18 protein-coding genes are annotated in these 22,887 nt (G+C 74.2%); 4 read left to right on the top strand and 14 right to left on the bottom strand.

Annotated features, from left to right (window positions below; translation table 11 throughout):
- Positions 1 to 15: 15 nt before the first annotated feature.
- Positions 16 to 957, top strand: a complete 942-nt coding sequence (locus ACIBJE_RS08610; protein ID WP_396745031.1) for a diacylglycerol kinase — start codon at positions 16 to 18, stop codon at positions 955 to 957.
- Between the two features lie 147 nt (positions 958 to 1,104).
- On the opposite strand, the gene ACIBJE_RS08615 is transcribed toward ACIBJE_RS08610, so the two are convergent.
- Both ACIBJE_RS08615 and ACIBJE_RS08620 read right to left on the bottom strand, forming a co-directional pair.
- Positions 1,105 to 1,824 carry a TetR/AcrR family transcriptional regulator gene (locus ACIBJE_RS08615; RefSeq protein ID WP_396745034.1) on the bottom strand — a complete coding sequence of 240 codons (720 nt, stop codon included), beginning with the start codon at positions 1,822 to 1,824 and terminating at the stop codon, positions 1,105 to 1,107.
- Positions 1,825 to 1,937: 113 nt separating this feature from the next.
- The gene (locus ACIBJE_RS08620; protein WP_396745037.1) at positions 1,938 to 2,699 is read right to left on the bottom strand and encodes an HAD family hydrolase; all 762 of its coding nucleotides are present in this window, start codon (positions 2,697 to 2,699) and stop codon (positions 1,938 to 1,940) included.
- A 128-nt stretch (positions 2,700 to 2,827) separates the two neighbouring features.
- Here ACIBJE_RS08620 and ACIBJE_RS08625 point away from each other — a divergent pair, with 128 nt between their 5' ends.
- Both ACIBJE_RS08625 and ACIBJE_RS08630 read left to right on the top strand, forming a co-directional pair.
- Positions 2,828 to 5,611, top strand: a complete 2,784-nt coding sequence (locus tag ACIBJE_RS08625; protein WP_396745040.1) for a DEAD/DEAH box helicase — start codon at positions 2,828 to 2,830, stop codon at positions 5,609 to 5,611.
- A 165-nt stretch (positions 5,612 to 5,776) separates the two neighbouring features.
- Positions 5,777 to 6,673 carry an MHYT domain-containing protein gene (locus ACIBJE_RS08630; RefSeq protein WP_396745043.1) on the top strand — a complete coding sequence of 299 codons (897 nt, stop codon included), beginning with the start codon at positions 5,777 to 5,779 and terminating at the stop codon, positions 6,671 to 6,673.
- 162 nt (positions 6,674 to 6,835) lie between these two features.
- On the opposite strand, the gene ACIBJE_RS08635 is transcribed toward ACIBJE_RS08630, so the two are convergent.
- The 9 genes from ACIBJE_RS08635 to ACIBJE_RS08675 all read right to left on the bottom strand — a co-directional run bounded on the left by ACIBJE_RS08635 (position 6,836) and on the right by ACIBJE_RS08675 (position 17,981).
- Positions 6,836 to 7,756, bottom strand: coding sequence for a 5'-3' exonuclease H3TH domain-containing protein (locus tag ACIBJE_RS08635; RefSeq protein WP_396745046.1), 921 nt, complete (start codon positions 7,754 to 7,756; stop codon positions 6,836 to 6,838).
- A gap of 173 nt (positions 7,757 to 7,929) precedes the next feature.
- Positions 7,930 to 9,153: a multidrug effflux MFS transporter gene (locus tag ACIBJE_RS08640; RefSeq protein ID WP_396745603.1), complete on the bottom strand. Its 1,224-nt coding sequence runs from the start codon at positions 9,151 to 9,153 to the stop codon at positions 7,930 to 7,932.
- Positions 9,154 to 9,369: 216 nt separating this feature from the next.
- Complete coding sequence (locus tag ACIBJE_RS08645; RefSeq protein WP_396745049.1) at positions 9,370 to 11,016, bottom strand: hypothetical protein; 1,647 nt, start codon at positions 11,014 to 11,016, stop codon at positions 9,370 to 9,372.
- A gap of 71 nt (positions 11,017 to 11,087) precedes the next feature.
- A complete protein-coding gene (locus ACIBJE_RS08650; protein ID WP_396745052.1) occupies positions 11,088 to 12,710 on the bottom strand; it encodes a serine/threonine-protein kinase in 1,623 nt (540 codons plus the stop codon).
- A 224-nt stretch (positions 12,711 to 12,934) separates the two neighbouring features.
- On the bottom strand, positions 12,935 to 13,795 hold the full coding sequence (locus ACIBJE_RS08655) for an STM4011 family radical SAM protein (protein ID WP_396745055.1): 861 nt from the start codon (positions 13,793 to 13,795) through the stop codon (positions 12,935 to 12,937).
- Positions 13,792 to 15,099 (bottom strand): STM4012 family radical SAM protein, encoded by a 1,308-nt coding sequence (locus ACIBJE_RS08660; protein WP_396745058.1) that lies wholly within the window; start codon positions 15,097 to 15,099, stop codon positions 13,792 to 13,794. Before ACIBJE_RS08660 ends, ACIBJE_RS08655 begins: the two co-directional genes overlap by 4 nt.
- Positions 15,096 to 15,899: an STM4013/SEN3800 family hydrolase gene (locus ACIBJE_RS08665; protein WP_396745061.1), complete on the bottom strand. Its 804-nt coding sequence runs from the start codon at positions 15,897 to 15,899 to the stop codon at positions 15,096 to 15,098. The genes ACIBJE_RS08660 and ACIBJE_RS08665 overlap by 4 nt, the downstream gene beginning before the upstream one ends.
- Positions 15,887 to 17,041 (bottom strand): STM4014 family protein, encoded by a 1,155-nt coding sequence (locus tag ACIBJE_RS08670; protein WP_396745064.1) that lies wholly within the window; start codon positions 17,039 to 17,041, stop codon positions 15,887 to 15,889. The genes ACIBJE_RS08665 and ACIBJE_RS08670 overlap by 13 nt, the downstream gene beginning before the upstream one ends.
- 4 nt (positions 17,042 to 17,045) lie before the next feature.
- Positions 17,046 to 17,981 (bottom strand): STM4015 family protein, encoded by a 936-nt coding sequence (locus tag ACIBJE_RS08675; RefSeq protein ID WP_396745067.1) that lies wholly within the window; start codon positions 17,979 to 17,981, stop codon positions 17,046 to 17,048.
- 185 nt (positions 17,982 to 18,166) lie between these two features.
- On the opposite strand from ACIBJE_RS08675, the gene htpG reads away from it, so the two are divergent.
- On the top strand, positions 18,167 to 20,080 hold the full coding sequence (gene htpG / locus ACIBJE_RS08680; protein ID WP_396745070.1) for a molecular chaperone HtpG: 1,914 nt from the start codon (positions 18,167 to 18,169) through the stop codon (positions 20,078 to 20,080).
- A 40-nt stretch (positions 20,081 to 20,120) separates the two neighbouring features.
- Here the strand turns inward: htpG and ACIBJE_RS08685 are convergent, their stop codons facing one another.
- The 3 genes from ACIBJE_RS08685 to ACIBJE_RS08695 are packed head-to-tail and all read right to left on the bottom strand — an operon-like array spanning position 20,121 to position 22,725.
- Positions 20,121 to 20,702, bottom strand: a complete 582-nt coding sequence (locus ACIBJE_RS08685) for a GerMN domain-containing protein (RefSeq protein ID WP_396745073.1) — start codon at positions 20,700 to 20,702, stop codon at positions 20,121 to 20,123.
- Positions 20,696 to 22,045 carry a sensor histidine kinase gene (locus tag ACIBJE_RS08690; RefSeq protein ID WP_396745076.1) on the bottom strand — a complete coding sequence of 450 codons (1,350 nt, stop codon included), beginning with the start codon at positions 22,043 to 22,045 and terminating at the stop codon, positions 20,696 to 20,698. Before ACIBJE_RS08690 ends, ACIBJE_RS08685 begins: the two co-directional genes overlap by 7 nt.
- On the bottom strand, positions 22,042 to 22,725 hold the full coding sequence (locus ACIBJE_RS08695; RefSeq protein ID WP_396745079.1) for a response regulator transcription factor: 684 nt from the start codon (positions 22,723 to 22,725) through the stop codon (positions 22,042 to 22,044). The genes ACIBJE_RS08690 and ACIBJE_RS08695 overlap by 4 nt, the downstream gene beginning before the upstream one ends.
- Positions 22,726 to 22,887: the final 162 nt, after the last annotated feature.

Below are 22,887 nucleotides of genomic sequence, written 5' to 3' on the forward strand. Positions count from 1 at the left end.
GCCGGTCGCGCTACCGTGCTCGCCGTGACCGCAGACGATCACCCGCCCGCCGCCCCGTCGCCCGGCGGCCCCGTCGCTGTGCTGACCAACCCGACCGCCGGCCGGGGGCGGTACCGAGGGATGCTGCCCCGACTGCTGGACCGGTTGGCCACCGCCGGACGGCCGGTCCGGCTGCTCGAGGCGCGTACCGCGGAGGAGGCCGAAACGGCGTGCCGGGCGGCGGTCGTCGAGGGCGTGTCGGCGCTGCTGGCCGTCGGTGGCGACGGCACCGTGCACCGCGCGCTGCAGGCGGTGGCCGGGACGACGGTGCCGTTCGGTGCGGTGCCCGCCGGCACCGGCAACGACTTCGCCGTCGACACCGGGTTCCCGGGCGATCCGCTCGCCGCCGTGGAGGTGGTCGTCGCCGCCCTTCGGGACGGCCGGAGCCATCCGGTCGACCTGGCCCGGATGACCGGTGCCGACGGGGTCCACCGCTGGTACGGCGCCGTTCTGGCCGCCGGCTTCGACGCGATCGTCAACGAGCGGGCCAACCGGATGCGCTGGCCGCGGGGTCCCCGCCGGTACGACCTGGCGATCCTGGTGGAGCTGGCCCGGCTGCGTCCGCGCCGTTACACGCTGCGCCTCGACGGGGCGGCGCAGGAGACCGAGGCGGTGCTGGTGGCGATCGGCAACTGCGCCAGCTACGGCGGCGGGATGCGGATCTGCCCGGACGCGGACCCGACCGACGGCCTGCTGGACGTGGTGGTCGGCGGCCGTTTCGACCGGCGCACCCTGATGCGGGTGAAGCCACGCATCTACCAGGGCACCCACGTGCGCCACCCACTGGTGCGCACCTACCGCGCGCGGACCGTCGAACTGGCGGCCGAGGGCATCACCACGTACGCCGACGGGGAGCGGGCGCTTCCCCTGCCGGTGACGGTCACCGCGGTACCGGCGGCGGTGCGGCTGCTGCGCTGACCGGACTCCACGACACGTCGCCGTCGGGACGGCCGGCCGGCACCACCGGTGGCGCGAGCGGCCAGCCGCCGGACGGGAAACCGTAGGTCGAGCAGGGGTCAGGCCGACCACGCCGGCGGCGGGTGGCCGACGTTCCCACCCGGGCGGTCAGGGTGGTGGGGCGGCGCGGACGATCCGGTCCAGCCACTCGGCCAGCAGGTCCCGCTCAGCCGGGGTCAGGTCGGCCGCCACCTCGGGCAGGACCGCCCGCAGTGCCACGGCGTGCCGTACCGGCCGGTCGACCCGGCGTGGCGCGCGGGCGGCGACGGTGTCGGTGGCCACGGCGCCGACGACCGCCTCCCGGGTCAGCGCGGACAGGGCCGGATCCCGCTGCGCGACCGGGGTGCGGATCAGCGTGAGGGTGACCCCGCAGCACGCGGAGTGGACGAGGTCGGCGGCCCGGTCGACGTCGGTGCGCAGCCGTCCCGCCTCAGCGATCCGGGTGACCAGGTGGCGCAGGATGTCCCGGGCCACCCGGGCGGCGGTGGGGACCGGGTCGGGACGTGGGTCGCCGTACATGAGGCCGTGCACGGCCGGGTGGGTCAATCCGAACTCCACCTGCATGTCCCAGCCGCGCCGCAGGTCGTCGACCGGGTCGGCGGCGGGTGCCCGGGACGCCTGGGCGTCCAGGTACGCGGCCAGGCGGTAGCTGGCCGCCGCGTCGAGCAGTCCGCGCATGTCGCCGAACTGCCGGTAGATGGTCGGGGCCTGCACTCCGGCGGCCCGGGCTACCGCCCGGGTGGAGACGGCCTCCCGGCCGCCCTCGGCGAGCAGGGCGGCGGCCGCCCGGACGATCCGGTCACGGGCCGGGACCTCGGGGCTGGTCATGACAGCGACGATAACGCCGATCTGTTAGCGATGTTCGGTAACGCCGCTGTCATGATCGTGTTAGCGGCGTTCGTCCAGCCGTGGTGCGTGTCGGGTCCACCAGGACCGCCGGGTCAGCCGCCCAGGACCAGGTCGAGTACGGCACCGAGCCCGTTCGGTCGCCCCACCTCCGCCGGAGGCAGCACCAGCACCGCACAGCCGGCCCCGACCGCTCCCGCGTCCGCCGGGGTGTCGCCGACCATCAGCGCCCGTTCCGAGTCGACCCCGACCATGCCGCAGGCGCGCAGGAAGATACCCGGGTCCGGCTTGCAGCGACCCACCTCGTACGACAGCGCGAAGGCGTCGACCAGGTCGGTGAGCCCCCACGCGTCGAACAACGGCCGCAGGTCGAAGCCGATGTTGCTGACCACCGCCACCTTCACGCCCGCTGCCCGCAGCGCCGCCATGGTGGGGGCGGCGTCCGGGTAGGGCACCCATCCGTCCGGACTCAGCACCCGGTCGTAGAGGGCGTCGGCGAGGCCCTCGATCCCGGCGTCGACCGTCGCGGCCAGCCCCGTGTACGCCGCCCGGTGGGCGTGCGGATAGAGATCCCGCTCGGACCAGACCTCGGCCAGCCGGGGCGGCACCCGGTGCGGCAGCGGACCGCCGGCCCGGCCAGCGGTGAGCAGCCGGTCGGCCAGCACCGTGGCACGCATCCGTTCCAGGGTCGCCCCGCAACTCGTCGCGGCGGCCAGCACCCACTCCCGAGCGTCCTCCACCTGGGCCAGAGTGCCGTGGAAATCGAACAGGACCGCCTCGATCCGGCGGCGGGGAACCTCCCCGGGGTCGGTGGCGTGGTTGGCACGGGGGTCGGGCGCATGGGCATGATCCGGCACGGGTGCACCCTACCGACCGCCCCCGACGGGCCCGGCGGACGGCCTTGCCGGACCCGCCGGGGGACCGTGCGGGTGCGCTGGGCGGCCTTGGCGGGTGTGCCGGGCGGGGACGCATTAATCTTGGTGGCATGTCGAGCCCCGCCGAGCGGTACGCCGCGGCGCGCCGCCGGGCCGCGCAGGCCTCCCTCTTCCCGGCCCTGGACGAGTTCGCCTTCGACCTGGGGTTCGACCTCGACGACTTCCAACGGGAGGCGTGCCAATCCCTGGAGCGGGGCAGCGGGGTGCTGGTCTGCGCCCCGACCGGCGCGGGCAAGACCGTGGTCGGCGAGTTTGCGGTGCACCTGGCGCTGCGCGGCACCCCGGCCCGACCGGTGTCGGCCGACGAGCCCCGCCGGAAGTGCTTCTACACCACCCCGATCAAGGCGCTGTCCAACCAGAAGTACCACGACCTGGTCGACCGGTACGGCGCCGACCAGGTCGGCCTGCTCACCGGCGACAACGCGATCAACGGTGACGCGCCCGTGGTGGTGATGACCACCGAGGTCCTGCGCAACATGCTCTACGCAGGCTCGGCCACCCTCGAGGGCCTGGCGTACGTGGTGATGGACGAGGTGCACTACCTCGCCGACCGGTTCCGGGGCGGAGTCTGGGAAGAGGTGATCATCCACCTGCCCGCCTCGGTCACCCTGGTCTCCCTCTCGGCGACCGTCTCCAACGCCGAGGAGTTCGCCGACTGGCTGGTCACGGTCCGGGGCGAGACCGCCGTGGTGGTCAGCGAGCACCGGCCGGTGCCGCTGTGGCAGCACATGCTCGTCGGCAAGCGGATGTTCGACCTGTTCCACGACGCCGACGCGGCCCGCAAGCACGACGTCCACCCGGAGCTGCTGCGCTACACCCGCGACACGCTGCGCCGCCTGGAACTCGGGGAGGTACGCGGCACCGGCGCGGACCGCCGGCGCGGACCCCGCTGGCGGGGTCCGCTGCGGCCGGACATCGTCGACCGGTTGGACCGGGAGGGGCTGCTCCCGGCGATCCTGTTCATCTTCAGCCGGGCCGGCTGTGACGCGGCGGTGCAGCAATGCCTTGCGGCCGGCCTGCGGCTCACCTCGCCCGAGGAACGCGCGGAGATCCGCCGGGTGGTGGAGAGCAAGGTCACCGCCATCCCCAGCGAGGACCTCTCCGTGCTCGGTTACTGGGAGTGGCTCGACGGGCTGGAGCGCGGCCTCGCCGCGCACCACGCGGGCATGCTGCCGGCGTTCAAGGAGGTCGTCGAGGAGCTGTTCGTCCGGGGTCTGGTCAAGGCGGTGTTCGCCACCGAGACCCTCGCCCTGGGCATCAACATGCCGGCCCGCTGCGTGGTGCTGGAACGGCTGGTCAAGTATAACGGCGAGGCCCACGTCGACCTCACGCCGGGGGAGTACACCCAGCTCACCGGCCGGGCCGGCCGACGCGGCATCGACGTCGAGGGTCACGCGGTGGTGGTCTGGTCGCCGGAGACCGACCCCCGGCACGTGGCCGGTCTCGCCTCCACCCGGACGTACCCGCTGCGGTCGAGTTTCCGGCCGTCGTACAACATGGCGGTGAACCTGGTCGGCAGCGTCGGCGCGGAGCCGGCCCGGGCGCTGCTGGAGTCGTCGTTCGCGCAGTTCCAGGCGGACCGCTCGGTGGTCGGCCTGGCCCGGCAGGTGCAGCGCAACACCGAGACCATGGACGCGTACGGCGCGGAGGCGGTCTGCCACCAGGGCGACTTCGACGAGTACTTCGCCCTGCGGGTGGCCATCGGCGACCGCGAGCGGTCCCTGGCCCGACAGGGGCAGACCCAGCGGAAGGCGGCGGCGATCGCCTCGCTGGAGCGGCTGCGGGTCGGCGACGTGATCCGGGTGCCGTCGGGGCGACGGGCCGGCCTGGCGGTCGTCATCGACCCGGCCACCGGCGGGTTCGGCGAGCCCCGGCCGCTGGTGCTCACCCAGGACCGCTGGGCGGGGCGGATCAGCGCGGGCGACTTCACCACCCCGGCCGAGGTGCTCGCCCGGATCCGGGTGCCCAAGCACTTCAACCACCGGTCCCCGGCGGCCCGCCGGGACCTCGCCGCCGAGGTCAGCGCCACCGGCCTGGACCGGCACGGCGGGCGGCGCGGCGGCCGGTCCCGGCAGGCGGTGGGGGAGGACCACCGGCTCACCCAACTCCGGTCCGAACTGCGCCGCCACCCGTGTCACGCCTGCCCGGAGCGGGAGGAGCACGCCCGCTGGGCGGAGCGCCGCCGCCGGCTGGAACGCGACACCGAGGAACTGCGCGAGCGGGTGTCCGGCCGGACCGGCTCGCTGGCCCGTACCTTCGACCGCATCGTGGCGCTGCTCACCACCCGGGGTTACCTCACCGCCGACGGGTCGGTCACCGACGCCGGTCGGATGCTGGCCCGGATCTGGACCGAGGCGGATCTGCTGGTCGCCGAGTGCCTGCGCCGGGGTGTCTGGGACGGGCTCTCCCCGGCCGAACTGGCCGCCGCGGTGTCGGTGGTGGTCTTCGAGGCCCGGCGGGACGTCGACGAGCGGGCCTCGGTGCCGCGCGGCGCGATCGTCGACGCGGTCGACGCGACGCTGAAGCTGTGGAGCGAGATCGAGACGGACGAGGCGTCCCGGGGACTCAGCGTCACCCGGGAACCCGACCTGGGCTTCGTCTGGCCGATCTACCGCTGGGCGCGGGGCGAGGTGCTGGCCAAGGTGCTGGCCAGCGGCCACCAGCTCGACGGCGAGATGCCGGCCGGGGACTTCGTCCGGTGGGCCCGGCAGGTGGTCGACCTGCTCGGACAGCTCGCCGACTCCGGTGGGGCCTCCACCGAGCTGCGCGCCACCGCCCGGCAGGCGATCGCCGCGGTCAAACGGGGTGTCCTGGCGTACCACACCCCCGCCTGATCGTAACTTCCCGTGACTGCCGTGCGGCAATCGACGCATCGCACGGTCACCGCTACGGCACCGCCCGGATTGCCCGGGGGGTGCCGTTGTGCCTGTTAGAGACGTCCCCGATCATTGCTCCGGCGCGGGCTGCGCGCCGGTGGAGCTTCCGGGGAAGAGGCCGTCATGGCTACGATCAATCACTTTGAGTACGGATGGATCACGCCCGCGCTCAGCTACGCCCTGTCCGTGCTCGGCTCGTTCCTCGGGCTGATCTGTGCCGGCCGGATCCGCACCGCCCGTACCGGCGGCCAGCGGGCCTGGTGGGGGATCCTGGCCGCCTGGGCGATCGGCGGAACCGCCATCTGGACCATGCACTTCATGGCGATGCTCGGGTTCGCGGTCGAGGGCACCCGCATCCGGTACGACGTCCCGCTCACCGTGGCCAGCGCGGTCATCGCCGTGGTGGCGGTCGGCATCGGGCTGGCCATCGCCGGCACCGGACGGGTCTCCGCCCTGCGGATCGCCGTCGGCGGCGTCCTCGCCGGGGCCGGGGTCGTCGCCATGCACTACACCGGCATGGCGGCGATGCGGCTCAACGGAAACGTCGGGTACGACCCCACCCGGGTCGCCCTCTCCGTCGCGATCGCCGTGGTGGCGGCCACCGTGGCGCTCTGGCTGGCGGTGACCGTCCGCCGGCTGCTCGCCCTCGTCGGCTCGGCGCTGGTGATGGGCGTCGCGGTGAACGGAATGCACTTCACCGGCATGAGCGCCCTCACCGTGCACCTGCACGACCGGCAGGGCCAGCTTCCCGGCGCGGGCGTGAGCACCCTGCTGGTGCCGATCGTGCTCGCCGTGATCTTCGTGGTGGTCGGACTGGTATACGCGTTGCTGGCCGCTCCGACCGAGGAGGACCGGGCGGGCGCGGCGTACCTGGACGCCCGCCGGGAACCGCTCCCCGCCACCGCCGAACCGGCCACCCCGCCGGACCCGGCCGGGCTGCGTGCCCACTCCGCCCGCACGACCCTCGGCCAGCCCGGCGGCACCCCCTTCCCACGCCGCCGCGACGACTCCCCCCGCTGACCTCCGGCGCAACCCGCCGGGCGCGGTGGCGTGGTGGTGGTGCCGTGGTGGGGTGGTAGGAGGGGTCCCCTACAGGGCAGAAATGACGAACAAGGGGCCCCTGCAGGCACACAGGCCGGCTATGCGGGTTGGCAGGGGAGGAGGTGCCGCCGGCTGGCCGGATCAGGGCTGGCCGGCGAGGGCGTCGACCAGCCGTCGGACCGGGCTGGCCAGGTTCCATCGTTCGGCCAGCTCCAGCAGCCGTTCCGGATCGACCGGAGCCGCCGGCAGCGTCGTGGTGATCGGGTCGAGGGGCACGTCCCGGGCCACCCGCACCACCGTCGGTGCCACGGCCAGGTAGTCCCGCGCCCCGTCGAGCTTGGCCCGCAGACCGGGGGCGAAACCGGAGCCGGGCTCGTCCAGCGCGGCGAGGATGCCGCTGACGCTGCCGTACCGCTCGACGAGGCGGGCGGCGGTCTTCTCCCCGACACCGGGGACTCCGGGCAGGCCGTCGCTGGGGTCGCCGCGCAGCGCGGCGAAGTCGGCGTAGCGGTCGGCGGGGACGCCGTACCGGGTGCGCACCGCCGCGTCGTCGCAGTCCTCGAGCTTCGCCACGCCCCGGCCGACGTACAGCAGCCGCACCGGCCGGGCGTCGTCGACGAGCTGGAACAGGTCCCGGTCCCCGGAGACCACCTCGACCGGTGCGGGTTCGGTGGTGGCGAGGGTGCCGAGCACGTCGTCGGCCTCGTAGCCGTCGGCGCCCATCGCCGGGATGCCGATCGCGGCGAGCACGTCGAGGATCACCGGCACCTGCGGGCCGAGCGTGTCGGGCACCACCTCGCCGTCGCCCTCGGGGGCGAGGCGGTGCGTCTTGTACGACGGCAGCAGCGCCACCCGCCACTGCGGCCGCCAGTCGTAGTCGAGTGCGCAGACCATCCGGTCGGGCCTGCGGGTGCGGACCAGCGTGGCGAGCATGTCGAGGAAGCCGCGCACCGCGTTGACCGGGCTGCCGTCGACGGCCCGCGCGCTGGACTCCGGGACGCCGAAGTAGGCGCGGAAGTAGAGGCTGGGGGCGTCGATGAGGAGGAGAGGTCGCTGAGCCACGCGGACAGCCTGGCACAACCGTGCCGGGTGGTGGCGGGCGGCGCACCGCGCACCGAGCGGTACCGCCCACCGACCGGGACCGGACGGCGACCGGCACCGCCCACCGATCGGCGCTGGTCGCCGGCCGGTCCGATGTGCGGTGCCGGTCGACAGGAGTGCGTGGTGCGGCTGGTTCAGTGTGCGGGGCCGGTCACCGGCACCGCGTCGAGCGCGCCGAGCCGGGCCGGCCGGACCACGGCCAGCAGGACGATCAGCGCGCACGCCATGCCGCCCGCGACCACCAGCGCCATCGCCACGGCCCCGGTGCCGAGCACACCGACCATCGGCGCCGCGACCGCGCCCACGCCGAACTGCACCGCGCCGAGCAGTGCCGACGCGGTGCCCGCCGCCTCACCGTGCCGGGACAGTGCCAGCGCGGGGGCGTTGGGCATCGCCAGCCCGGCCGCCGCCAGCACCACCCAGAGGGTGGCCAACAGGGCGGGCAGCCCGCCGAGGCCGGTGGCCGCGAAGACGAGCAGCCCCAGCGCGGCCACGGTGCCGGCGACGAGGGAGACCAGCAGGATCCGCTGCGGGGTGTACCGCCGCAGCAGCCGGACGTTGAGCTGCGTGGCCAGGATCAGACCCACCGCGCCCGCGCCGAAGGCCAGGCCGAACTCCTGCTCGTCGAGGCCGTACTGGTTCTGGAGCACGAACGACGACCCGGCGACGTACGCGAACAGCGCCGCCATCGCGAGCCCGGCGACCAGCACGAGCCCGACGAAGACCCGGTCCCGCAGCAGCGTGCCGTACGTCCGCACGGTGTCGATCACCCGGCCGGAACGTCGCAGCGCCACCGGCAGGGTCTCCCGCAGACCGAAGGCCGCGACGGCGAGCAGGGCCACCCCGAAGATCGCGAGCACCACGAAGATGCCCCGCCAGCTGGTCCAGCGCAGCACCTCACTGCCCAGCGTGGGGGCCAGGATCGGGGCGACGCCCATCACCAGCATCAGCCGGGAGAACAGGGTGGCGAACGCGGCCCCGCTGAACAGGTCCCGGACCACGGCCATGGCGACGACCGCCGTCGCGGCCGTACCGAGACCCTGCAACACCCGCAGCGCGCCGAGCACCTCCACGGAGGGCGCGATCACACAGAGCAGTGACGCCAGTACGTGCAACGCCGTTCCGGCCAGCAACGGCGTCCGGCGGCCCAGCGAGTCGGAGAGCGGCCCGATCACCAGCTGACCGACCGCGAGCCCGGCGAGCGTGCCGGTGAGGGTGAGCTGCACCGCCGCCGAGGTGGTCTGCAGGTCGTCCACGATCGCCGGCAGTGCCGGCAGGTACATGTCGATGGTCAGCGGCCCGATCGCGATGAGGGAACCGAGGACCAGGACGAGCCGGAGCCGCTGCCCCGGGCTCATCAGCTCGCCCGGGGTCGGCGCCGGTGGTGCCACGGCCTCCCTGGTGATGCTCACCGGACACCGCCTGTCTGATCGTGTGCGCTCATGTCTGCGACCAAATGTCGACGGCGGCCTGGCATTCCCGAACCGATGCCAGAGGTGCGCAGGGTCACACCCGGCACGCTACCGGTCGGGACTGCCTCCGGACGGGGTCGACCCGCTGGTCAGCCCGGCCGGTCACCCGGTCCGGCACTCGTAGCGGAAGATGGTCCGCCCCTGGATCGGGGTGGGCTCGGTGATGTTGATGACGGCGCTCTCCGTCGTCGAGCCTGTGCCGCTGAACGCCCACTTCAGGTGCAGCGTCACCGTCCGCTGGCCCCGGGCCACTCGCTGGGTCATCATGCCGTCCGGCTCGGCCCCGCCGCGCAGCCACTGGTAGCGGATGGTGCCGGCCCGGCCGTTGGTCTCCACGGTCGCCACCACGTCCACGGTCACGTCACAGCGCTCACCGGGCGGCTCGGCCACGGTCACCCGCACCGAGCGGACCTCCAGCGGGCTCAGCCGTTGCCAGAGGTGCAGGCCCACCGCGACCAGCAGGGCGAGGGTGAGCAGCGTCGAGAGGACCGAGCCGATCAGCTTCCAGCGGGAGCGGCGCGGTCGGGCCGGTGGTGCCGGCGGGCGCTGCCAGCTCGGCGCCGCCGGCGGCCCGGCGGGTACGCCCGGCCCGAAGCGCACCTCGGTGCCGGGGAGAGCGGCAGAGCCGCCGTCGGGCTCGTACCGGTCGGTCGGCGCGTATCCCTCGGTCGCGGGGCCCCGGGCGGTGACGTCGGCGGTCGTCGGGTGCGGGGCGGCCGTCGGTTCCGCCGCCCGGTACGTCCGGCCGGGCTGTGCCGGCTGCTCGGGGAGGAGCGTCGGTACCCGTGCCGACACGAACGGGTCCACCGGCGGTGACATCGACAGCGCGGTGGTGGGGGCGTCGTCCGGCAGCACCGTGGTCGGCGCGCCGAACGTGAGCGCCTCGGTGGGTGGGCTTCCGTGCGGGACCACATCGGCGGGGTGGGCCCCGGTGGAGGTCGCCATCGTGGGGACCGCCTCGGTCGGCGCGCTGCCGTACCAGGCGTTCTCGGGCGGCGGGGTCGGCCAGGTGACCGCCGGGGTGGCCACGGTCGGGTCCTCCGGTGCGGCCCGGCGCCGGTGGGCGGCGACGGCGGCGAGCAGTCCCGTCCGGCCGTCGGATCCCACCGGCAGCGGGGTGTCGCGCAGTTCCCGTACCGCCTGGGCCAGGTCCTGCTCGCCGCGCGCGGCGCACCGCAGCAGCAGGTCGGCACCGGACTGCGCGCCGCACCACCGGGCGACCAGCCAGCGGACCAGCTCCGCCCACGCCCGCCGGTCCGTGGCCGGGTCGGCGGGTCCGCCGTGCAGGGCCGGCAGCAGGGCCGCCTCGGTGAGCGTCACCGCACCGAGGGCGGTGACCACCACCGTGCGGCCGTGCACCGCGCCGTGGCCGAGCCCGGCGGCGTGCAGCGCGACGAGGGTCCGGGCGGTCTCCGCCGCGATCGTGGCGACCGCCGGCAGGTCGAGGCCGGGGCCCTCGGTCTCCGCCAGCTCCGACAGCGTCGACCCGGCCGCATCGGTGGCGACCAGCCACAGCGCGCCGTTGTGCCGGATCGGCTCCCCGGAGCCGAGCAGGCCGCCGTGGCGCAGGGCGGCCACCGCTCGGGTCGCCGTGGTCACCCGGTCCGCCAGCGCCGGGTCGGGGGTGGCGATCCGCAGCACGAGCTGCTCCGTGCCGTCCGGCGCCAGCGCCCGCCACCACGTCCCGCAGACGCCGGCGTGCGCCGGCCCCACCACGCGCGTCCCGGTGGGCAGGGTCGGTTGGGTCATCAGGTACGACCTCCCGTGGTCGTCGGGTTCCGGCCGGGCGACATGGCGCGGTGCGGAGGGGACACCGCCGGTCAGCCCGGGGTGCAGTACGGCTGGAAGGTGACGTGCACCCGGACCGGTCCGGCGGTGTTGCCGGCGGCGTCGGTGGCGGTGACGTCGACCGGGATGCGGGGGGTCGACCGGTCCATCGGCACACCGCCGAGCGTGCCCCGGTGGCCGCCGCGGCCGTACGACATCGCCACGGTCGAGGTCTTTCCGCCCACCGTGTACCGGAAGCTCACCCGCAGCGACCCGGGCGGGGTGCGGTCGTCGTCGACGGTCGCGGTGACCGTGCTCGACGTCGGGCCGTACGGGCAGCCGGCCGGCTCGATCGTCTGCGGGCTGGCGGCGACCCGGCCCAGGGTGGGGGCGGTCACGTCCGGCGGCGGGGGTGGGGTGGTGCTCACCAGCGGACTCGGCGTCGCCGAGGGGGTCCGGCTCGGGGTGGCGGTCGGCGTCCGGCTCACGGTCGGCGTCGGCACGACGGTGGCCGACGGGGTGGCGGTGGGCGTCGGCGTGGGCGTGGGCGTCGCCGGGTCGGGCGTGGGGTCCTTGGGGTCGTCGGCCGGCGTCGCGACCGGGGCCGACGGGCCCGGCTCCACCGCGAGTTCGACCGCCGGCTCCTCACGGGAGGCGTAGCTGTAGCTCATGCCCCCGGTCACGAGCAGCGCCGTGACGCCCCCGGCGACCAGAACCTTGCGGCCCCAGCCCCAGGCGCGTCCCCGGTCGTCGGCGAGAGCGGTGGCGGCGACGGCGGTGCTGCCGTCGCTCGGGTGGTGGGACGGGAAGAGCAGGGCCAGCAGGGCCGCCCGCTCGGCCAGGCGGCTGCGACCGCGTTCCTCCCACTGTGGTCCGTACGCGCCGACCGCCACGGTCTCCAGCCAGCCCAGGAACGTGGCGGCCGGCTGCGGGCGTTCCTCCGGCGTTTTGGCCAGGCCCTGCCGGAGCAGGTCGTGCACGGACGCCGGGGCCGTGTCGGTCGGGATCGGCGCGTGGGCGTGCTGGTCCCGCAGGTCGATCAGTCCCGGCCCGACGTACGGGGCGTGCCCGGTCAGGCACTCGTAGAAGACCGCCGTGGCGGCGTAGATGTCCGACGCCGGGGTGGCCGCCGCCCCGCGCCACTGTTCCGGGGCCATGTAGCGGGGCGTGCCGGTGACCGATGCGCCCGCCTCGCGCCCGATCGGCATGGCGATGCCGAAGTCCGCGAGCTTGCTCTGACCGGCTGCGGTGACCAGCACGTTCTCCGGCTTGTAGTCGCGGTGCACGACACCGCGGACGTGCGCGGCGTGCAGCCCGAGCAGGGAACCCTTGAGCACGTACAGCGCGGACTCCGGCTCGGTCGGGCCGTTGGCGCGCAGCATCTGGCGGAGCGAGACCCCGTCGACGAGTTCCATCACGATCGCCGCGCCGTGTGCCGTCTCCACGTACTCGTAGAGGCGGGCGACGTGCGGGTCGTCGATCGCGGCGAGGAGTTCGGCCTCGGCCCGGAACGCGGCCCGGAACGACGGGTCGTCGCCGACCTTCCCGACCAGGTACTTGATCGCGGTCGGCGTGCCGGTGGCGTCGTGCACGGCGAGCACCACCCGACCCGACGCTCCCGAGCCGAGTTCGCGGCGGTGCGTGTAGCCGGAGACCTGCCAGTCGTGGGCGTTCACCGGGCTGCCTCCAGGGGAGCGCCGTGCCCGGGACGGCGGTACGGACGACCGGCGACGCTGGTCAGGCCGGGCATCCGCCGGGGCACGGGCGGCGACACCGGCGACGAGGGTACGCGGCGGCGGACCGGCCGGGGTACGGCCGGTCCGTCAGTGCGGGCGAGCGGTTCGGGTGACGACACGACGACAGAGGTAGCAGAGCGGGGCAACACGGGGTGCCGTCCCGGTCACCGGTGCCGGTCCGGCCAGCCGGCCGGGATCCGTTCCAGCACCCCGCCGGCGAAGACCTCCCGCAGGCCGAGGGGCTTGAGGTGGACGTACCCGATGTGGCAGTCGCAGACGGCGTTGGTGCAGACCCGGGGCATCAGGGCGGCCCGCCACGAGCCGTCGTAGAGGTTGCCGATCGGCGCGGCGACGAAGTGGCAGCGCCGGACCGTCCCGTCACCGTTCACCGACACCGCCGTCTCCCCGGCGTGGCAGGGCCGGTCCAGCGACAGGTGCGGGCGGACGCTGTACCCGAAGAGCGGGTCCAGTGCCGTCCAGGCCGCCTCCTGTTCGGTGTCGTACCGGTGCCCGTCGGCGGCGTTGACCCAGAGGTAGACCTCGTCGGGCAGGGCGGCGCGCAGCGCCCGCGCCTCGGCCAGGTGCTCGGGCAGCCCGACCACCCCGACGGAGAAACGCACCCCCAGTTCGCGCAGTCGCTCGCAGCGGGCCAGGAAGCGTTCCCGGGTCACCTGGCCCGGGTGGTAGGTGGTCCACAGGGCCACGCTCGCCGGATCGGCCTCGGCCAGCCAGTCCAGCCGGGCGGCCAGGTTGGTCTGGATCGCCACCCGGTCGACGTGTGCCAGGTGGGACAGGCGGACCATGGCGTCGCGGTACCAGCTCCGGGTCAGGCCCTCGCCCCACGGGGTGAACAGGACCGACAGTCGGACGTCGTCGGTCGCCGTCACCCAGTCGGTGAACCGGGCCAGGTCGGCCCGGTCGGCGCGCAGCAGCTCCGGCGGGTCGTGCCGCTTCGCGAACGGACAGTACGGGCAGTCGTAGTTGCAGCTGGCCAGCGGGCCCCGGTAGAGGATCGAGAGGTTCACCGGAGCGCGTACCCCGTCATGGCCCGCCGCACCGGCGCGGAGACCAGCCACGACCCGATCGCGTCGGAGCGGGCCAGCCCGGCGGCGGTGAGCCGGGTGCCGTCGTCGGTGGCCCAGCCGCGCCGGGACAGCTCGGTCAGCTCGGGGAAGTCGTCGGCGTGCCCGCTGCCGAACCGTTTCCGGTACGCCACCGGGTCGACCCCCTCGGCGCGCAGCAGCGACTGGATCAGCCAGCGTCGCCGCTGCTCGGCGACGTCGAGGTGGTAGCCCACCTCGGCGTGGTCGAAGTCGTCCTCCGGGCGGGCGAGGTAGTCGTCGAGCACCGCCCGGACCTCGGAGACGCTGACCGCGTAGTCGAAGGAGTAGTGCAGCGCGCTGGTGTACGACCGGGCGCCGCAACCCAGCCCGACCATGCCGTCGTCCTGGCAGCAGTAGTCGGGACCCGCCGAGGTCGGCACGTCCGCGCGGCGGAACTGCCGCATCGACTCCTGCCGGTAGCCGGCCGCGCCGAGCAGTTCCACCGCCTCGGTGTAGCGGGCCAGGCGCTCGGCGTCCCAGTCGGCGCGGGTGTGTGCCCGCCGGCCCAGCCCGGTCAGCGGCCGGACGTAGAGCGGGTAGAGGTACAGCTCCTCCGGCCGCCAGGTCAGGGCCGTCTCCAGGCTGGTCCGCCAGGTCTCGGCGGTCTGTCCGTCGATGCCGTAGATCAGGTCGAGGTTGAGCACCGGCGCGCCGGAGGCCCGGATCGCGTCGAGGGCCCGGTCGACCTCGGCGCGGCGCTGCGGCCGGCCGGCGGCGCGGGACTCGGCGTCGAGGAAGCTCTGCACCCCGATGCTGACCCGGGTGACGCCCCGCTCGGCGAGCACGGCGAGCCGGTCGCCGGTGGCGGTCGCCGGGGAGGTCTCCACCGAGATCGGCAGCCCGGCCAGCGGCCCACCGGCGGTCTCCTCGGCGATGTCGAACAGCTCGGTCAGCTCACCGGCGTCGAGGTAGGTGGGGGTGCCACCACCGAACGCGGCCCGCACGAACCGGGCGTCGCCGAGGGCGTCCCGGACCCGCCGGGCCTGCCGGCGCAGCTGGCGGAGGTAGGCGCTGACCTGCTCGGCCGGCGGGTTGGCCCGGGTGAACAGGTTGCAGAAGCCGCAGCGCATCTCGCAGAACGGCAGGTGCAGGTAGAGGAAGAGCGCGTCGCGGGGCTGGGCCGCCCAGACCTCCCGCAGCGGCGGGCGGGGCCGCAGCGGCCGGTACGCGGTCTTGTGCGGGTACGCGTAGAGATAGCCCTGGTAGGGCGAGCCGTCGAGGGTCACGTGTCTCCCGGGTCAAGGGTGAAGTGGGCGTACGGCACGGTCCAGACCACCTCGTGGCCGATCCGGTGGCCGGTGTGGCCGTCCTCGCCGTAGGCGGTGCCGTGGTCCGAGCACACGATCACGAAGGTGGGCCGCCCGCGCCCGGCGACCAGCGTGAAGAGCCGGTCCAGGCGGCTGTCCACGTACTCCAGCGCGGCGGCGTGGCTGGCCCGGTCGTCCGTGTCGGCTCCGGGCAGGTAGTGCCGGTTCGGCTGGTGCAGCGCGGCCACGTTGAGGAAGCTGAAGAGCGGACGGCCGGCGGGCACCCGGGCGACGATCTCGGCCAGCCGGTCCAGTTGCGCGTCGAGGCAGTCGGGTGCGGTCACCCCGAACCCCGGCTCCCAGTACGCCTCGGTGAAGAGGCCGGGCAGCACCGCCCCGAGCGGGCTGCGCAGGTTGAAGAAACCCACCCCGCCGAGGCAGACCGTGTGGTAGCCCTCGGCGCGCAGCGCGGTGGGCAGGTCGGGGGCGTCGAAGACCCAGGTGCCCGTCCCGGCCGACTCGCTGCCGGGAAAACGGGCGGCGAAGAGCCGTTCGTGCGGTCCCGGACCGGTGGGGGTGGGCAGGAAGCCGGCGAAGAATGCGTGGTGGGCGGCGTAGGTGAAGCTGGCCGGGCTGTGCCGCCGCTCCCACCGTCCACCCGGCAGCACCCGGGCCAGCGTCGGGGTACGCCCGGCGCGGACCAACTCGTCGGCCACGTCGAAGCGGAGTGTGTCCAGGGTGACCAGCAGCAGGTCGTGGGAGCCGATCAGGTCGCGCACGCCGCCTCCCGCTCCGCCCCGCCACCCGGTCCGGCCACCGGTGACCGGCCGGCCGTCCCCGACGCGGGTCGCCCGCCGGCCGGAAGCCAGCCGGCGAGCAGCGTGTGCACCTGGGTGGCGTAGGTGTCCCGGCCGTCGGCCAGCACCCCGGGCAGCAGGTCACCGAAGGCGTTGACCTCGGCGACGGCGTGCCGGTTCCAGCCGACCAGGAACATCAGGTCGACGCCGACGTGCAGGGTGTCCGGGAAGCAGGCGGCGGCCCGCGCGCAGGTCGCCATCGCCGCCGCCCAGTTGGCCGGGCCGGCCGCCGCCCGCACGGCCGCCAGGTCGCCCCGGGCGTTGCCCAGGTGCAGGTTGGTGATCGGGCCCCGCCCGGCCCGGACCACGGCATGGGTGGGGCGACCGGCCACCACCACGACCCGCAGGTCCACCACCCGGTCGGCCAGCCCCGCCTTGGGCAACCACCGCTCGACGTGCAGGCCGTCCGGGGCGAGCCGGTCGACGATCTCCGCCACCTCGGTCTCGTCGGTGTACCGGCGGACCCGCAGCGAGTTGAACAGCCGCCCCCCGTCCCGCTCGACGGAAGTGGTGGCGAGCACCCGGGACCCGTCGGCCGCGAGGGCGAGCACCCCGGACGCCGACGAGCCGTGCGCCGGCTTGACGAACACCCGCGTCCAGCCGGCCCGGCGCATCGCCGCCCGCAGGCCGGCGTAGCCGGTGACCTCGCCCAGCGCCGCCGGCACCGGCACCCCGGCGGCGTCGAGCACCCCGTGGCAGCGCCGCTTGTCGCACATGGCGACGATGTCGGCGGGCTGGTTGAGCAGGGTGGCCCCGCCGGAGGCGAGCCGGTCCAGGGCCCGACGCAGTCCGGCGTGCGCGGCGGCCATGCCGACGATCTCGCCGTGCCGGGCGGGCTCGGTTGCCCCCCGCAGCAGCCGGTCGACCTCGGCGTCCTCGCCGGGGGAGTCGACCCGCACCAGCGTGCCCGCCGGAGGCGGGGCGGCACCGGTGAGCAGGCCGCGCCAGGGCAGCACGGCCGGCCGGGGCAGCCCCGCCCCGACCGCCGCCTCGACGAAGAGCCGGACCCGGCGGTTGTCGGGATTGCCGACCACGGTCACGCGCACCTCGCCGGAAACGGGCACGGTGCTACTCCCCGACGGCGGTGTAGCGGTACACCTCGTCGTCGTCCTCGTCGGCCTCCTGCGGGTCGGAGACGTCGACCCGCACCCCGGGAAGCCGCGCGACGACCCGCTGCGCGGCCTCGTCGGAGAGGTAGTGGTGGTAGAGGTCGAGTTGGCGCAGGTGGGTCAGCGGCTGACCGGCGAGCAGCGCGTCGACCCCGGCGTCGGTCATGGTGCCCCGGGACAGGTCGAGCACCTCCAGCCTGGCCACGACCGGTGCGGTGGCCACGGCGGCGGCGACCTGGTCGGCGATCTCGGCGTTGCAGAGCGCCAGGTGTCGCAGGGCGGGCAGACGTTCGCCGGCCAGCACCGGGGCGAGGTCGGCCACGGTCGCGTCGCCGCCGTAGTCGTCCACGCCGAGCCACAGCTCCAGGTGGCCCAGGGCCGGCAGGTCGCACTCGCCGACCGCCCGGACCAGCTCGGCCGGCAGGCCACCGGACTCGAACGCCAGCTCGCGCAGGGCCTCGTGCCGCACCGGCTCCAACGTCAGCCCCTCCGCGCCGCGCACCCGCAGCACCTCCAGCGCCGGGTACGCCTCCAGCAGTCCGGTGACGTCCCGGTGCCGGATCCAGGAGATCTCGCACTCCTCGAAGGTCATCTCGCCGAGGAAGAGGGCTCGCAGGCCGGTCAGCCGGGGGGCGAGGGAGACCAGCAGCTCGACCGGGGCCGGCGTGTCGTAGGCGCTGCCCCACCGTCCGACGACCAGGGCCCGGATAGCGTCGGCCGGCACCCGCGACAGCAGCGCGTCCAGCTCGGCCGCCAGTTCCTCCGGCGACGAGTCGTAGTCGGGGGCCTCGACCCGCCAGGCCACCGCCGACGGGTCGGCCGGCAGCTCCACCTCCCGCTTGAAGCGGACGATCGGCAGACCGTCGAACATCGTCACATGGGTACTGATGGTCACGCCAACCTCCGGCTCGGCACATCCACGGCGACCGCACCGTAACAGTCGCCGCCGACAGCTCCGCCGGGTCCGCACCGCCCCCCACCTGCTGAGCCGCGCGTCAGCGGTCGCCCCTGCCGGGGTTCCGGCCCGCCGGCTCGTATCCTGTCCGGCGACACCATCTGTCACGCGGAAAGGAGTCTCCCGTGAGCAACGGGGTCGAGACGCGCGAGTTCCAGGCCGAGGCACGCCAGCTGCTCCAGCTGATGGTCCACTCGATCTACTCGAACAAGGACGTCTTCCTGCGGGAGCTCGTCTCGAACGCGTCCGACGCGCTGGACAAGCTGCGGCTGGAGTCGATGGTCGACAAGGAGCTCGACGTCGACACCTCCGACCTGCACATCGCCATCGAGGTCGACCGGGAGAAGCGGACCCTGACCGTCCGGGACAACGGCATCGGCATGTCCCGCGACGACGTGGTCACGCTGATCGGCACGATCGCCAAGTCCGGTACGGCCGAGCTGCTGCGGAAGCTGAGGGAGTCCAAGGACGCCTCCGCCTCGCAGGACCTCATCGGCCAGTTCGGGGTGGGTTTCTACGCCACGTTCATGGTCGCCGACCGGGTGGAGCTGGTCTCACGGCGGGCCGGGCAGGCCGGGGGCACCCGGTGGGAGTCCACCGGCGAGGGCACCTACACCATCGAGGAGGTCGACGACGCCCCGCAGGGCACCTCGGTCACCGTGCACCTCAAGCCGGAGGACAGCGAGGACAACCTCTTCGACTACACCGCCGACTGGAAGATCCGCGAGATCGTCAAGCGGTACTCCGACTTCATCGCCTGGCCGATCCGGATGACGGTGGAGCGCACCGACGACGAGGGGAAGACGACCACCGACGTCCAGACCCTCAACTCGATGAAGGCGCTCTGGGCCCGCCCGCGCAGCGAGGTCGACGAGGCCGAGTACAAGGAGTTCTACAAGCACCTCAGCCACGACTGGGTCGACCCGCTGGAGATCGTCCACATGCGGGGCGAGGGCACCTTCGAGTACGAGGCGCTGCTGTTCCTCCCGTCCCACGCGCCGTTCGACCTGTTCGCCCGGGAGGGGCGGCGCGGCGTCCAGCTCTACGTCAAGCGCGTCTTCATCATGGACGACTGCGAGGCGCTGATGCCGGACTACCTGCGCTTCGTCAAGGGCGTGGTGGACGCCCACGACCTGTCGCTGAACATCTCCCGGGAGATCCTCCAGCAGGACCGGCAGATCCGGGCGGTCCGCCGCCGCCTGGTCAAGAAGGTGCTGTCCACGGTCCGGACCATGATGACCGAGCACCCCGACCGGTACCGCACCTTCTGGACCGAGTTCGGTCGTGCGGTCAAGGAGGGGCTGATCGACGACACCGAGAACCGGGACACCCTGCTCGAGATCACCTCGCTCGCCTCGACCCGGGACGAGACCGAGCCGACCACCCTCGCCCAGTACGTCGAGCGGATGAAGGACGGCCAGACCGACATCTACTACATGACCGGTGAGTCCCGGTCGATGATCGAGAACTCGCCGCACATGGAGGCGTTCCGCGCCCGGGGCTACGAGGTGCTGATCCTCACCGACCCGGTGGACGAGGTCTGGGTCGAGCGGGTCGGCGAGTTCGACGGCCGGCCGCTGCGTTCGATCGCCAAGGGCCAGGTCGACCTGGACACCGAGGAGGAGAAGAAGAACGCCGAACCGGAGCGGGAGCAGCAGCGCAAGGACTTCGAGGCGCTGCTGACCTGGCTGGGCGAGCAGCTCTCCGACCAGGTGCGGGAGGTCCGCCTATCGTCCCGGCTGACCACCTCCCCGGCGTGCATCGTGGGCGACGCGCACGACATGACCCCGACCCTGGAGAAGATGTACCGGGCGATGGGGCAGGACGTTCCGCCGGTCAAGCGGATCCTGGAGCTGAACCCGACCCACCCGCTCGTCACCGGGCTGCGCGCGGCGCACGAGCAGGACGGCGACAAGGAGGTGCTGACCGAGACGGCCGAGCTGCTGCACGGCATGGCACTGCTCGCCGAGGGCGGGGAGCTCGCCGACCCGTCCCGGTTCACCCGGATCCTCGCCGACCGGCTCGCCCGGACGCTGTAGCGACTACGGGCGGGGTGGGCGCGACCCACCCCGCCCCCGGTCAGCGCGGGGAGACCATGGCCGCGTAGTCGGCGGCGGTGAGCGGACCGGTGGAGAGCGAGCCGTCGGCCCGGGGCACCCCGAGCCGCTGACCGCCCTGCACGAAGGTGACCCGGTCCACGTCGGCGCGACTGGTCAGGGTGCAGACGATCTGCCCGAAGGCGAGCACCTCGTCGTTGCGTCCGGTGCCGGCCAGCCGCTCGCCGACGGCCACCGTCGCCTCGCCGCCGGTCACCCGTACGTCGGTGACCACGTTGACCCCGGTCAGGGCGCTGGTCAGCCGATCGTCCTGCTCGACGGCGACCGGACCGTCCAACAGCAGTTCGATCTGCTCCCGGGCGGTCGGCAACGTGCGGACCCGGCGGTTGACCACCACCAGCCGGTCGTCCCGGACGTAGCAGAGCCGCTGGAGCACGGTGCCGCTCTCGGTGGCCGCCGGGGCCGGGGACCCGACCGCCGGGAACGGCCCCTGCGGCGGGGTCACCTCGCGGGGCACCCCCTCGGCGGAGACCCCGCAGCCGGCCAGGGCGAGCAACCCGGCCGCCGCGACCAGGGCGGCCCGTCGCGTGTCGTCGCTCAGCACCGGGGCTCCCTCAGGTCGACCCGGAAACGGGCGCCCCCGCCCGGCCGGTCCACCACGTACGCCCGCCCGCCGTGCGCGGCGGCGTGCTGCGCCACCAGCGCCAACCCCAGGCCGGTGCCGTCGCCGCCGCCCCGGGCGTGGGCCCCGCGCCCGCGTACGAACCGGTCGAAGACCAGCGTCCGGTCCTGCGGGTCGACGCCCGGCCCCTCGTCGTCGACCTCCACCCGGTACGTCCCGTCCTCGGCGGTGAGCCGGACGGCGCAGGGGCCACCGCCGTGGCGGACCGCGTTGTCCAGCAGGTTGCCCAGCAGCTGCTCGACCCGCCGCCGGTCGACCAGCCAGGTGCCCGGCCCGGTGACCCCGACCAGCGTCTCGGGCAGCCCCCGCCCCCGGCACACCTGCCGCGCGAGGTCACCGACCGCCACCCGGGTCCGCTCGGCCGGCTGGTCGCTGCGGGCGAGTTCGATCAGGTCGTTGACGAGGGTCTGGAACCGGGCGATCTCGTCGGTGACCAGGTCCGTGGCGGTGCGGGTCCGGTCGTCGAGGTGGTCCCGCCGCCGGTGCAGGACGCTCGCCGCGGCGGAGAGCGTCTGCAACGGCGACCGGAGTTCGTGGCTGACGTCGGCGGCGAACCGACGGTCCCGTTCCAGCCGCCGGGACAACTGGTCGACCATGTGGTTGAAGGACGTGGTGAGCCGGGCCAGGTCCGGCTCGGTCGCCGGGTCCAGCCGGGCGCTCAGGTCCCCGGCGGTGATCTCCTCGGCCGCGTCGCCGACCCGGCGCAGCGGGCGCAGCACGTACCGGGTCATGTGCCAGCCGATCCCCGCGCCGGCCACGGCGGTGGTGACCGCGACCGCGGTCAGCACCAGGGCCACCGTGCGCAGCGTCTCCTCCAGCTCCTGCAAGGAGTCGACCTCGTAGTAGGCGGTGGTGGGGGAGAGCGGCACTCCGACCACCACGGCCGGCTGCCCGTCGGCGCGGATCCGCTGCACCGCCGGGGTGCCGTCGGCGACCAGTTGCTGCATCCGCTCGGGGATGCCGGTGGTGACCCCGGCGTCGACGTTGCGGGCGTACCAGATCCCGTCGCGGCGCAGCACGGCCCGCCGGTCGCCCCCGGTGTCCAGCGACCGCAGCACCTCGATGATGTCCGGCCGCTCGCCGGTCAGTCCGGCCTGCACGATCGTGGCGTCGAAGTAGGCGGCCCGCACCGCGGTGCGTTCCCGCTCGGCCAGCAGCGAACTCCGGGTGAACTGGTACGACGCCAGGGCGATCGAGGTGGACAGGGCCAGTGCGCCGGCGGCGAAGCCGGCGGCCACCCGGGTCCGTAGCCCGGCCCGTCTCATCGCTGCAACTTGTAGCCGAGCCCACGGACGGTGACCAGGTGCCGGGGTGCGGTGGTGTCCTGCTCGATCTTCTGCCGGAGCCGGCCCACGTGCACGTCGACCAGACGTTCGTCGCCGACCGTGTAGCCCCACACCCGTTCGAGCAACTGCTGCCGGGACAGCACCCGACCGGGATGCTGGGCCAGCTCGCAGAGCAGCCGGAACTCGGTGCGGGTGACCGCCACCGGCTCGCTGCCGAGCCGGACCTCACCACCGTCGGGCCGGATCTCCAGGTCGCCGAAGACGAGCGTCGGCACGGTCGTGGTCACCCCGGCGGCGGCCCGGGCGCGTCGGCGCAGCGCCCGCAGCCGGGCGGTCAGCTCCTTGATCGCGACCGGCTTGACCAGGTAGTCGTCGGCGCCGGCCTCCAGGGCGGCGACGATGTCGTGGGTGTCGTCCCGGGCGCTGACCACGACGATGGGCACGTCGTCGGAGCGGCGGATCTCCCGGATGCACTCGAAGCCGTCCACGCCGGGCAGCATCAGGTCCACCAGGACCGTGTCGGCGGGCTCGGCGCGCTGCGCGCGCAGTCCTTCCTCCGCGGTGGCAGCCCCACGTGTGGCGTACCCCTCGTCCTCCAGCGCCAGCACCAGGGACAGCCGGATCCGGTCGTCGTCCTCGATCACCAGCACTCCCGCCATGCGGCCCATCATCACCCGCCCGACCCGGTCCACCGCAAACCGGGCGGGGGCAGGGACCGGCCGCGGCGGTGTTTGTCATCGATCCGTCACATATTCGGGAGACGACCGCCACACCTTCGGAGAAGGCTGGGCCGTGGCTGACCCGCGGCGAGCATCGGGAGG

The sequence above is a fragment of the Micromonospora sp. NPDC050187 genome (assembly GCF_044459745.1).
Classification (GTDB): domain Bacteria; phylum Actinomycetota; class Actinomycetes; order Mycobacteriales; family Micromonosporaceae; genus Micromonospora.